Annotated in this window: 10 protein-coding genes and 1 other RNA gene; 5 read left to right on the plus strand and 6 right to left on the minus strand. The window is 68.7% G+C overall.

All coding sequences use genetic code 11. The annotated features are described in order from the left end of the window. The first annotated feature begins 3 nt into the window (after positions 1 to 3). Positions 4 to 588, plus strand: coding sequence for a TetR/AcrR family transcriptional regulator C-terminal domain-containing protein (locus RM25_RS07480; RefSeq protein ID WP_013161464.1), 585 nt, complete (start codon positions 4 to 6; stop codon positions 586 to 588). Between the two features lie 19 nt (positions 589 to 607). On the opposite strand, the gene RM25_RS07485 is transcribed toward RM25_RS07480, so the two are convergent. Both RM25_RS07485 and RM25_RS07490 read right to left on the minus strand, forming a co-directional pair. Beyond that, positions 608 to 1,423, minus strand: a complete 816-nt coding sequence (locus RM25_RS07485; RefSeq protein ID WP_044636256.1) for an SDR family NAD(P)-dependent oxidoreductase — start codon at positions 1,421 to 1,423, stop codon at positions 608 to 610. Then, positions 1,420 to 4,386: a bifunctional [glutamine synthetase] adenylyltransferase/[glutamine synthetase]-adenylyl-L-tyrosine phosphorylase gene (locus tag RM25_RS07490; RefSeq protein ID WP_052809147.1), complete on the minus strand. Its 2,967-nt coding sequence runs from the start codon at positions 4,384 to 4,386 to the stop codon at positions 1,420 to 1,422. The genes RM25_RS07485 and RM25_RS07490 overlap by 4 nt, the downstream gene beginning before the upstream one ends. A gap of 241 nt (positions 4,387 to 4,627) precedes the next feature. Here RM25_RS07490 and RM25_RS11915 point away from each other — a divergent pair, with 241 nt between their 5' ends. Continuing rightward, positions 4,628 to 5,365: a sterol carrier family protein gene (locus RM25_RS11915; RefSeq protein WP_013161467.1), complete on the plus strand. Its 738-nt coding sequence runs from the start codon at positions 4,628 to 4,630 to the stop codon at positions 5,363 to 5,365. 55 nt (positions 5,366 to 5,420) lie between these two features. Here the strand turns inward: RM25_RS11915 and RM25_RS07500 are convergent, their stop codons facing one another. Then, the gene (locus RM25_RS07500) at positions 5,421 to 6,755 is read right to left on the minus strand and encodes a glutamine synthetase family protein (RefSeq protein WP_013161468.1); all 1,335 of its coding nucleotides are present in this window, start codon (positions 6,753 to 6,755) and stop codon (positions 5,421 to 5,423) included. 206 nt (positions 6,756 to 6,961) lie between these two features. On the opposite strand from RM25_RS07500, the gene RM25_RS11920 reads away from it, so the two are divergent. The 3 genes from RM25_RS11920 to map all read left to right on the plus strand — a co-directional run bounded on the left by RM25_RS11920 (position 6,962) and on the right by map (position 9,859). Beyond that, the gene (locus tag RM25_RS11920) at positions 6,962 to 7,843 is read left to right on the plus strand and encodes a DUF2510 domain-containing protein (RefSeq protein WP_013161469.1); all 882 of its coding nucleotides are present in this window, start codon (positions 6,962 to 6,964) and stop codon (positions 7,841 to 7,843) included. An 84-nt stretch (positions 7,844 to 7,927) separates the two neighbouring features. Then, positions 7,928 to 8,872, plus strand: a complete 945-nt coding sequence (locus tag RM25_RS11925; RefSeq protein ID WP_052809148.1) for a DUF2510 domain-containing protein — start codon at positions 7,928 to 7,930, stop codon at positions 8,870 to 8,872. Positions 8,873 to 8,950: 78 nt separating this feature from the next. Then, positions 8,951 to 9,859 (plus strand): type I methionyl aminopeptidase, encoded by a 909-nt coding sequence (gene map, locus RM25_RS07515; protein ID WP_013161471.1) that lies wholly within the window; start codon positions 8,951 to 8,953, stop codon positions 9,857 to 9,859. Between the two features lie 138 nt (positions 9,860 to 9,997). On the opposite strand, the gene RM25_RS11930 is transcribed toward map, so the two are convergent. The 3 genes from RM25_RS11930 to RM25_RS07525 form a co-directional block, all read right to left on the minus strand. Further along, positions 9,998 to 10,657, minus strand: a complete 660-nt coding sequence (locus tag RM25_RS11930; protein ID WP_052809149.1) for an S-layer homology domain-containing protein — start codon at positions 10,655 to 10,657, stop codon at positions 9,998 to 10,000. A 72-nt stretch (positions 10,658 to 10,729) separates the two neighbouring features. Next, positions 10,730 to 11,123: RNase P RNA component class A (rnpB, locus tag RM25_RS12145), an RNA gene on the minus strand. Positions 11,124 to 11,235: 112 nt separating this feature from the next. Continuing rightward, complete coding sequence (locus RM25_RS07525) at positions 11,236 to 11,979, minus strand: zinc ribbon domain-containing protein (RefSeq protein ID WP_044636257.1); 744 nt, start codon at positions 11,977 to 11,979, stop codon at positions 11,236 to 11,238. Positions 11,980 to 12,037 lie beyond the last annotated feature (58 nt).

Genomic DNA, 12,037 nt, shown 5'->3' on the forward strand with positions numbered 1-12,037 from the left:
GGCGTGGCACTGACCAAGACCGAGATCATCTCAACGGCTTTGGGCATTCTCGACGCCTATGGGCTCAATGACCTGACCATGCGGCGCCTTGCCGACAGCCTCGACGTCAAGGCCAGCGCCCTGTACTGGCACGTCGCCAACAAGCAGAGCCTGTTGGCCGAGCTCGTCGACAAGATCCTGGCCGGGCTCGAACCCCCCGAGCTCGATGCCACGGCGGACGGTGACCCGTGGCGCCCATCACTTCGTGGCTGGGCCACCGAGCTGCGTGCCCGCCTGCTCGACCATCGTGATTCGGCTGACCTGGTGGCCTCCATGCGGGCCATCGGCCTGGCCGGGACAGAACTGTCCCGGGCCCCCGCCGCGGTGCTGACCGCGATGGGGATGGCCGACCAGGAGGCGACCACCGCCTCACAGACGCTCATCTACTTCATCCTGGGCCACGTCGACGAGGAGCAGCAGCGGGCCCAGCTGGGGGCGCTGGCCGGCGAGGCGTCCCCCACGCCGGTCATGGATGGCACGGCAAGCTTCGCCGCCGGCCTGAACCTCATCTTCGACGGCATGGCCGCAGCCCTTCCCCACGACGGCTGAGGCCCCTGCTGGGCGTCCCTCAGAACGCCAGGCGCCGGGCGATCCGATCGGGAAGGTTGCGATAGATCGCCATGAGCGGCGTGAAGATCCGGGGCACGCGCACCACGGCGCGGTCCGTGTCCAGAGCGCGCACCACGGCGCCGGCGACCCGATCGGGATCCACGGCGAGGCCGGCGCGGCGTCCGACGGTCATGGCCGAACGGACGAATCCGGGACGCACCACCAGCACCCGGATGTGCTCCGGCGCCAGGGCCTGCCCCAGGCCGATGAAGAAGCCGTCCATGCCGGCCTTGCTGGCGCCATAGACGAAGTTGGAGCGTCGCACGCGCTCGGCCGCCACCGAACTCACGGCGATGATGCGTCCCGCCGGGCCTCCCCCGCGACGCTGGGCGCGCAGGGCCTCGGCCACCAGCGCGCCGATGCTGGCTGCCGCGGTGGTGTTCACGGTGAACATCGCACGTGTCCGTCGTGGATCCTGCCAGGCGGCCTCCGGGTCGCCCAGCACCCCGAAGGCGATGATCACCGTGCGCACCGGTTCCTGCGGCGCGCGGGGGTCGTGCATGGCGTGGTCCACGGCGTCCGCGTGGGCGTCCAGGTCACGGACGTCCAGGCCGACGACCCGCACTCCGGTGGCGCCGGCGGCGACCATGCGGGCCCGGGCCGGGGCGAGTCTCGGCGATTGCGGACGCGCCACCAGGGTGACCGGGCCGGGCCGGTCACCCAACAGCGCCTCGGCGATCGCCAGGCCGATGTCACTGGTGCCGCCGAACAGCACCAGTGAGCCGTCGGCCGGCGTGGGCTCCGGGCCAGTGGCGTGGCGTGCCTGCCCGCTCACTCCGCATGCCCCCAGAACAAGCGGTCCACGACCTTGGACGCGAGCCGGGTGGTGCGCTCGTATTCGTCGATCAGCAGGGACGCCTCCCCCTTGTTGCGCCCCAACTGCACCGCGACGGCCGACAGGTCACGCGGGTCGGGTGGCAGCTGGTCGCTGGTGCGTCCGCGCACCAGCATCGTGTGGTTTCGCAATTGGCTGGCGAGCTGCCAGGCGTCACGCAGGACGGCGGCATCGTCGGTGGTCATGATCCCCTCGCTCTCGCAGGCGTCCAGGGCCATCATCGTCGAGGGCGTGCGCAGGGATTCGACGGTGCCGGCGTGACGCAGTTGCATCAGTTGCACCGTCCATTCGACGTCGGACAGGCCACCGGGGCCCAGCTTGAGGTTGCGCCGACGATCGGTGCCCCGCTCGATGCGCTCGGTCTCCATGCGCCCCTTGAGGCGGCGGATCGCCATCTCCTCATCGGCGTCCAAGCCGTTGGGCGGCCAGCGCAGGTGGTCGATGCCGGCAAGGAATTGCGCCACGAGGTCCTCGTCCCCGGCGCCGTAGGCGGCGCGGATCAGTGCCTGGTGCTCCCAGGTCTGTGACCATCGGTCGTAGTAGCTGAGGTAGCCGCCCAGGGTGCGCACCATGGCCCCGTCACGGCCCTCGGGGCGCAGGTCGGCATCCAGCTCGAGGGAGGGGTCGGCACCGGGCAGGCGCAGCAGCGACGCCGCCTTGGCGACCACCCTGATGGCGGCCGCGATCTGCGCCGGCGTGGCGTCGTCGGGCACCACGTACATGGCGTCGGCATCGGAGGCGTAGCTCATCTCGGCGCCACCCCAGCGTCCCATCGCCACCACCCCGATGGGCGGCACCCCGGCGGGTTCGCCACGGACCGCCACGGCCAGGGCGGCGCCCACGGTGGCACCGGCCAGGTCGCTGAGCCCCCGGCCGAGGGCGTCGAGGTCGATGCGGCCCAGCACATCGCCCAGCGCCAACCTGAGCAGTTCGCGCCGGCGCAGGGCACGCACCGCGTCGATGGCCTCCTTCTCGCCATCGTGGCGACGCACCACCGCGTCCATCGAGCCATCCAGGGAGGTGCGATCGCGCGGCACGAGCTCGTCGGGCTCGGCCAGCAGCTGGACGGCGGCCGGGTCACGTTCGATCATCGCGATGTCGTAGCGGCTGGACGACAGGATCGTGGCCAGCAGCTCGGCCATCTGTCCCCCATCGCGCAGCGCCCTGAGGTACCAGGGGGTGGTGCCCATCGTCTCGGACAGCCGACGGAAGCTGATCAGGCCGAGGTCCGGATTCGGGCCGGTGGCCAGCCAGCCGATCATGGCCGGCATCAGCTGGCGACGGATCTCCACCGCCCGGCTGGAACCGGTGGTGAGCGCCTCGATGTGGCGCAAGGCCGAGCCCGGATCAGAGAAACCCAGCGCCTTGAGGCGGTCCTTCGCCGCGTCGGGCGACAGCCGGATCTGGTCGTCCGACAGCTTGCTGACGGTGAGCAGTAGGGGCGAGTAGAAGATCTTGTTCTGCCGGCTCTCGACGTCGCGGGCGGTGCGCCGCCAGCTCGTCCACAGGTCCGCGGCCTCCGACATCCCCATGCTGCGCGCGATGCGGCGCCGGTCGGCCTCGTCGGGCGGCATGAGGTGGCTTCGACGCAGCTTGGCCACCTGGATGCGGTGCTCGATGCAGCGCTCGAAACGGTAGGAGGCGTCCAGGGCGGCGGAGTCGTCCCGTCCGACGTAGCCGTGCTCGGCGAGGGCCTGCAATGACACGAGGGTGCCGCGGTGGCGCAGGCGCTCGTCGACGCGTCCGTGCACGAGCTGCAGGGCCTGCACGCTGAATTCCACGTCACGCAGCCCGCCGGCGCCCAGCTTGATCTCGCTCTGGGCGTCCTTGGCGGGGATGAGGCTCACCACGCGGCGGCGCATGGCCTGCACATCGCTCATGAAGTTCTCCCGTCCACCGACCTGCCACACCAGCGGCGTGGTGATGTCCAGGAAGCCCCGGGTGAGCTCGGAGTCGCCGGCCATCGGACGCGCCTTCAGCATGGCCTGGAACTCCCAGTTCTTCGCCCAGCGCTGGTAATAGGCCCGGTGGCCCTCCAGGCTGCGCACCAGCGGCCCGGCGTTGCCCTCCGGACGCAGCGCGGCATCGACCTGCCAGATGGTGCCGGCGGCAGAATGTGCCGAGCAGATCCGCGCCGTGGCCCCGGCGATCCGGTTCGCGATCGAGATGGCCTCGGTCTGGCCCACCTCGTCGGTTGCCGGTTCCCCGACGAACAACACGTCGATGTCGGACAGGTAGTTCAGCTCCTGGGCGCCGCACTTGCCCAGGGCGACGATCCCGAGCCTGGCCCGTTCGGCGTGCGGGGTCTGTGCGCGGGCGATGGCCAGGGCACAGACCATGATGGCGTCGGCAAGGTCCGCCAGCTCGGCGGCGATCTGGTCGACGATCGCGGTGGGCTGGGTGGAGGACAGGTCGCGTCCGGCGATGCGCAGCAGGTGCCGCTTGTTGGCCAGGCGCAGCCGATCGGCGGCACCCGGATCATCGGCCACCGCCATGGCGAGCTCAGCGAGGCCGTCATCTGCCCGCTCGGCCAGTCCGACCTCGGCCAGCAGGTCGGCTCGGATCTGTTCGGCGCTCCACCGTGCGGGCTCCGGTTGCAGGGCCGTCAGGTCTCCGGGGTGGGCGATGAGGTGCTGGCCCAGGGCCTGGCTCCCACCCAGCACGGCGATCAGCCGACGGCGCCAGGGTTCCTCGGCGAGGGCCTGCAGGGTGCCCACCAGGTCGGCTGCCTGCAGGTCGACCAGGCTGGCCAGGGCCTGATCGGGGTCGGCGGCTGCGGCCAGCGCATCCACCAGTTCATCGGTGCATTCGGGCAGTCCATTGAACAGCTCGGCGGCGCGGCTGGCGTCGATGAATCCCTTGCGGGCCAGCTCGCCGGCCGGCGTCCTCGTTCGTCCGTTCATGTCCCCACCTGATCAGTGTCGTCCTGAGTGAGACTAGCCAAGCCGAAGTTTCCTGCTGCGGAGTATCGTGGAATGTTGTGCCATGCCGTTGCACACCCGCCACGAAGGCGTGCAATTCGCGGACACATTGACGCCAAAGTGCGCCATGAGGTCAATCGCTGAAGACCCGCACAAGACGGGGTGGTCGCAAGGGCCATCGTCGCGTCGGGCCCCTTGAATACTTCACTGCCAGGAGCAACACATGGCTGATCGCCAGCTTCGCCAAACCAAGCGTGCCGCCGCAGTACTGGCGGCGCAATTGCCGACACTTCTGGAGCCGGCGGCCACCGCGGGACGCCAGTCACTGGCCCACCTCATCGCGATCGCCGAGGCCATCACCTCGGCGCTGGCGGTGCCCACCAGGACCGCCCCGCAATCGATCTCGCAGTTGCTGCTCGCCTGGGGCGAGTGCAAGTCCCAGCGCAGTGCCACCATCTGTCAGGTGGCCCATGGTTGCAATGAGCGCCAGCTCAGGGAACGCGCCGCCTCGGCCATCGCGGCGGCCCAGCAGGCACTCACCACCGATCCGCTGCCGCCGGCGGTGACCAGCTTCGTGGGGCCGGTGCGCCTGTCCGACCTGATCGCGGGGCTGACCGTCTCGTTGGGCAAGCTCGCCCAGCATTTCGGCGCGCGGCTCGATCCGGCAAGCACGCAGCAGGCGTTGCGGGCGCTGGCGGTGACGCTCGAGGAGCGCTATCCGGGCCACACCATTGAACTGCGGGTGCCGCCGGTCACGGCGGTACAGCTGGGGGCCTTCGGCGAGGGGCCGACGCATCATCGCGGGACGCCCCCCAACGTGGTGGAAACCGATCCGGACACCTTCTGGGCCCTGTGCACCGGCTCACTGAGCTGGCAGCAGGCCCGCGACGAGCACCGGCTGCGCGTCTCGGGAGTGCATGCCGACCAGGTTTCCCGGATGCTTCCGGTGATCAAGCACTGACCCCGGCCGGTCCGTCCGGGCGCACGACCACGGTTGCACGCCCGGCGACGGGGTCCTACATGTGGGGCAGGTGCGTGCGCAGCTCGAAGGGCGTCACCTGGGCGCGATATTCCTCGAACTCGGCCCGCTTGTTGCGCAGGAAGTAGTCGAAGACGTGCTCTCCCAGCGTCTCGGCCACCAGTTCGGAGGATTCCATCGCGTCGATCGCCTCATCGAGTGAGCGCGGCAGGGCTGTGATGCCCAGTGCCCGGCGTTCCCGCTCCGACAGCGCCCACACGTCGTCCTCGGCCTCGTCGGGCAGGGGCAGTTCGCGGGTGATGCCGTCCAGGCCGGCGTTGAGCATGAGGGCGTAGGCCAGATAGGGATTGCACGCCGAGTCGATGGCGCGGTATTCGATGCGTGCCGCCGACGGCTTGTTGGGCTTGAACAGCGGCACCCGGATGAGCGCCGAGCGGTTGTTGCGGCCCCAGCAGACGTAGGCGGGGGCCTCGCCGCCGCCCACCAGCCGTTTGTAGGAGTTCACCCACTGGTTGGTCACCGCGGTGATCTCGGCGGAGTGCGCCAGGAGGCCGGCCACGAATTGACGACCGATCTTCGACAGTCGCACCTCGTCGGTGGCGTCATAGAAGGCATTGCGGTCGCCCTCGAACAGGCTCATGTGCGTGTGCATGCCCGATCCGGCCATGTCGGTGAACGGCTTGGGCATGAACGACGCGAGGATGTTCTGCTGGGCGGCGATCTCACGGACCACCACGCGGAAGGTCATGATGTTGTCGGCCATCGACAGGGCGTCGGCATAGCGCAGGTCGATCTCATGCTGGCCGTGTGCCGTCTCGTGGTGGCTGAACTCCACCGAGATGCCCATCTGCTCCAGCATCATCACCGTGTCACGGCGGAAGTCGGTGCCGTCGTCCATGGTGGTGTGGTCGAAGTAGCCGGCCATGTCGAGCGGCTCGGGCATCTGGCCGGGAATGATCGGCTTCTTGAACAGGAAGAACTCGATCTCGGGGTGACAGTAGAAGGTGAACCCCATGTCGGCGGCCTTATTGAGGGCGCTCTTGAGCACATGGCGCGGATCGGCCATCGCCGGCGAGCCATCGGGCAGGGCGATGTCGCAGAACATGCGGGCCGTGCTCGCCTCGGTGCGCCACGGCAGCAGTTGGAAGGTGGTGGGATCGGGACGGGCGATCATGTCCGACTCGAACACCCGCGCATAGCCCTCGATCGCCGAACCGTCGAACCCGGTGCCCTCGGCGAAGGCCCCCTCGAGCTCGGCCGGCGCCATCGCCACGGACTTCAGGAATCCCTGCACATCGGTGAACCACAGGCGGATGAACTTCACATTGCGCTCTTCGACGGCCCGCAATACGAACTCGGTTTGACGATCCATGCGTCCAGTGTGCCAGTGCCCGTGGCGACGGGGGGCGCGGACCACCGGCTGAGGTGATCGGCACCGTCACCCCTGTGGGGTGGCCGCCTGTGAATGTGCTGGGCACTCGACACATGGTCGGACGATAGGCTGCCGCCGAGATCGCACGGCCCCGCCACCCGGATCCGCGCGATGACGCTGCGCGGACTGGATGTGAGGTGACACCGATGCCCACGCCCGGTTGGTATCCCGATCCGGCAGGTACCCCCGGCCTGTACCGCTATTGGGACGGTCAGGCCTGGACCGGGGCCACCACCAACGACCCCGCCGCCACACCCGCTCCCGGACCCCAGGGCCCCGCCCCGACCCCCCGACGGCGTCGCGGCTGGCTGATCGCGCTGGTCGCCGTGCTCGTGGCGCTCGGCGTGATCATCGCCGTGGTGCTCACCCGCGGCGGCACGGCCCCGTGGAGCGGTGGAAACGCCAGGGAGGACCCCAACAGTGCCTCGCCCACCGGGTCCCAGTGGGACGAGACCTCCACCCCCACGCCCAGCCCCTCGGACAACGCCTCGAGCGTCCAGTGCCCGCGGACGACGGTGCGCACGAACACCGCCCAGAGCAACAGCACGCTGAGGAGCGGCAACCTCCAGGTGGACCGCATCTCGGGGTGGGGATATGACTCCACCTTCTACCTCGACTGGGTCTCCGACATCCACTCGGTGGCCGACACGGTGTATCCGGGCTGGATGTCGGACATCGCGGTGGGCACGCTCAACGCGAAGGACGGCTTCACCGAGGTGAGGGCCTCGGCCCACGCGACGCTGGAGTGCTATGCGAGCTCGGGATATTACGAGGGTTTCAGCGGGCGCAAGGACTTGGTCGACCAGCAGACCACGGTGGACGGCCACCCGGCGTGGCGCATCCAGTCCGAGGTTTATGTGACCAATCCGAATGTGCCCCAGGCGCGCGGTGACCGAGTGGACATCTATGTGGTCGACCTGGGCCGCCAGGACCAGCTCGGACTGTTCATCGGCAGTTCGAACCTGGGCGACGCCACCCGCAACGGCAAGGTCGACGAGGCCATCCGGACGCTGAAGGTGACCGGCTGAGGCCGGTGGCGACGCCAGCCCCGTCCATGGGGCGGACGATAGGCTGCCGCCGACGTTTGCCGATGGCGTCCTGAGGAGTCACACATGTCGAGTTCCGGATCGTGGCCCGGTGGCGGGTCCACGTCAGGCCCCACGCCCGGTTGGTATCCCGATCCGGCCGGCACCCCCGGCCTGTACCGCTATTGGGACGGTCAGGCCTGGACCGGGGCCACCACCAACGACCCCGCCGCCACACCGGCCCCGCAGGTGGACTCCCCGACGCGGTCGGGCACGCACCGACGCGGCTGGATCGTGGCGGTGCTCGCCGTGCTCGTGGCGCTCGGCGTGATCATCGCCGTGGTACTCACCCGCGGCGGCGCCCCGTGGAGCGGCGGCAACGCACCCGAGGACACCAACAGCGCCTCACCCACCGGGTCCCAGTGGGACGAGACCTCCACCCCCACGCCCAGCCCCTCGGACAACGCCTCGCACGCCCCCTGCCCCACGACCTCGGCGACCGGCGTCACGCGTCAGGCCAGCAACAAGGTACTGAGCGGCGGCGGGATCCAGGTGGACGCCATCAGTGGTTGGCAGCCGGCCACCATGTCACTGCGCTGGGTCAGCGACCTGCACACCGTGGCCGACACGGTGTACACCAGCCATGGCTTCGGCGTCACCCATACCTGGTTCTCCAATATCGGGGTGGGCGCGCTCAACGTGCAGGACGGATTCACCGACGTGCGGGCCTCGGCCCATTCGACCCTCGAGTGCTATGCCAGCACCGACTACTACGACGGGTTCACCGGGCGCAAGGACCTGGTGGACGAACAGACCACGGTGGACGGGCACCCCGCCTGGCACATCCAGACCGAGGTCTATGTGACCATGCGCGATATCCCCCAGGTGCGTGGCGACCGGGTGGACATCGTCGTGGTGGATGTGGGCAACCGGGACCACCTTGGTCTGTTCCTCGGCAGCTCGAACCTCGGCGACGCGGGACGCAACGGCAAGGTCGACGCCGCCATGAAGACCCTGCGGGTGACCGGCTGACCACGGCCTGATCGCGACGTCAGCCATGCTGTCGCCGCCTCGGTGGGGCCGCTGGTGTGACGCTCGTAGAATGGGAATGTGACCGCAATCAAGCCGTATCCACAGACTGAAGAATTGACCGTCCCCGCCGATATCGAGCGCCCTCCCTATGTGGGGGTCATGGGCCCCGAGACGTACACCGGGTCAGACGTCCAGAGCTCCGAAATCGTCGAGAAGATGCGGATTGCCGGACGCATCGCCGCTGACGCCATCCTGGTGACCGCCAAGGAGATCGCGCCGGGCGTCACCACCGACCACCTCGACAAGGTGGCCCACGAGTTCATGCTCGACCACCATGCCTGGCCGGCAACCCTGGACTACCGCGGTTTCCCCAAGAGCCTGTGCACCTCGGTCAACGAGGTGATCTGCCACGGCATCCCCGACCTGCGCCCCCTCGAGGAGGGCGACATCGTCAAGCTCGACGTCACCAGCTACATCGACGGCGTGCATGGCGACAATTGCGCCACCTACTACGTGGGTGAGGTCGACGAGGAGTCGAAGAAGCTCACCGAGGTGACGCGCGAGTCGATGTACCGCGGCATCAAGGCCTGCAAGCCCGGCCGCCCGATCTCGGTGATCGGACGCGTCATCGAGTCCTACGCCAAGCGCTTCGACTTCGGGGTGGTGCGCGAGTACACCGGCCACGGCGTACACACCGCATTCCACTCGGGCCTGATCATCCTGCACTACGACGAGCCGCGCCTGAACACCCCGATGCAGCCGGGCATGACCTTCACCATCGAGCCGATGCTCACGGTGGGCAGCCCCGAGACCGAGCAGTGGGACGACGGCTGGACCGTCGTCACCCGTGACGGATCGCGCAGCGCCCAGTTCGAACAGACCCTGGTGGTCACCAACGACGGCACCGAGATCCTGACCCTGCCGAGCAGCGGCCAGCCGATCCTGGGCGGGGACCCCACCCTGATCGACCTGTCGGACATCCACTGAGCCGAGCCTGACCCCGGTCCGGGAGACCGGTTCCGGAACGCACAAGGCGGCTGGTCCACGATCGTGGACCAGCCGCCTTGTCGTTGTCGGTGGGCACTCTCCCGGAGTGACCCGGGGCCCGGTCAGTCAGTGACCGGATCAGCGACGCCAGCGAGCGCGGGGCTCGCCGGGGTACTTCTTGCAGGTCGCGGTGATGCCCTGCACGGTGGTGCCGGTCGCCCCCTCGGGTGCGCAGAACGAGCCGAAGTGGACTCCGGTCTGCACGGTCCCCTCACCGGGGTTGGGATTCGGGTTCGGGTTGGCATTGCAACCGCCGCCGGTGATCGGCGTGCCGCCACCCTCGGTGAGGCGGTACATGAACGCGTCCATCGCGTCACGCTTTACGGGCTCCATGGGCTTGAAGACGCGGCAGCCGTTGCCGGTCTCCCAGCCGGTGGAGATCCCCTTCTGGGCCAGCCAGGACATCTCCTTGTAGAACTGGGTGGACGACGAGATGTCGACGAACGGCGAGGCGGCCTGGTCGGCGACCTCGGGGCTTCCCGCATAGCGGTAGAGGAAGGCGGCCATCGCATCGCGGGCCACCGGACGCAGCGGCTGGAAGCTGCCGTCCGGGTAACCGGTGGTCACCCCGCGGTCGGCCAACCAGGTGATCTCGGTGAAGAACTGGTTGGTGGCGGGCACGTCGACAAAGGAGGTCGCGGACGCCTGGTCCGCAGCACTCGCCATGGGCGCGTTGAGGGCTGGTGTGAGGGTGGCTGCCAGCAGGATTGCGATGGCAGCGCTGAAGAATCGACGCATGGGTGAACCATAGGGGACGCACAGTTTCCCCGCCAGCGAAAATGCACGCAGTGCAGCATGCTGGGCGGGGAGGGAACGAGCCGGCCGGTAAGCCGGATTCTGTGGCTCCAGGAGCCGATGATCATCCATCTGCGACCGCTGTTGCCAACGGCCTTCCCCCGGCGCTTCCACGCCGGGCGTGCAACCTACCCGCAGGCATCGGGCGGGCCGCCCTCAAACGCCTGCGCGGGCGAGGAATCCTCGTCCTTCTTGGTCTTGCTCCGGGTGGGGTTTGCCCTGCCGACGCAGTCACCTGCGTCGCGGTGGTCTCTTACACCGCCGTTTCACCCTTACCCGATTGCTCGGGCGGTTTGTTTTCTGTGGCACTGTCCCGCGGGTCACCCCGGGTGGATGTTGTCCACCACCCTGCCCTGTGGAGTCCGGACTTTCCTCGACGCCGAAGCGCCGCGATCATCTGGCCGGCTCGTCCAGCCGACCACTCTACCGTCGCCGGTGGCCCCCACCTACCAGCTCACGTGCCATTCGACGTGTCAGCTCACGGACATACCGGCAGACGGCCCTGCCCGCCCCGGCGGGGCTCAGACCCCCGACTGGGAGGTACGGACCAGGATGCGTCCGCACTCATCGCAGCGCAGCACCACATCGACCCCCTCGGCGGCGATGCGGTGCAGCTCGGCCGAATCGATCTCCAGGCCGCAGCCACCACAGCGCTTGGCGCGCAGCTCGGCGGCACCGGTGTTGCCGGTGTGCTCGGCCACGTGGTCGTAGAGCTTCACCAGGTCTTCGGGTAACACATCGGTGATCTCGCCACGTTCGCGCTGCAGCTGGTCGCGCTTGGTCTGCAGGCCGGCCTTCGCGTCATCCCGCTGGGTGAGCAGGGCGCGCATCTGGTTCTCGATCTCGGTGCGCTGGGCGGTGAACTCGCCATGCTCGCGGGCGGCGGCGTCCACCCGGTCCATGGCCTCGAGCTCGATGTCCTCGAGGTCGGAGACGCGTCCCTTGAGGTGTTCGATCTCGTCGGTGATGCCCTTCAGCGCGCGCTCGCTGTTGATCTCACCGGAATGCACGCGCTTCTCATTGCGCTCGAGGCGTTCCTTGGCGGGATTCAGGTCCTTCTCCACCCGGTCCACCTCGGCCTGGGCGTCGCCACGACGTGTCTCCGCCTCGGTGATGCGTTCCGAGAGGGCCAGCCTCTTGGTCTGCAGGGCCGACAGCTGCTGGTTCTCGGGCAGATGCTCACCGGCATGACGCAGCTGCACCAATTCGGTATCGATATGTGCCAGATCAAGCAGTCGGCGCTGGGCGGAAGGGTCAGCTCGCATAGGTGAATCCTTTCTGATTCATCCACCCTAGCCGGGCGACCATGCACGGCCCGGCACG

Origin of the sequence: Propionibacterium freudenreichii subsp. freudenreichii, from assembly GCF_000940845.1 — a bacterium.
GTDB classification, from domain to species: Bacteria; Actinomycetota; Actinomycetes; order Propionibacteriales; family Propionibacteriaceae; genus Propionibacterium; species Propionibacterium freudenreichii.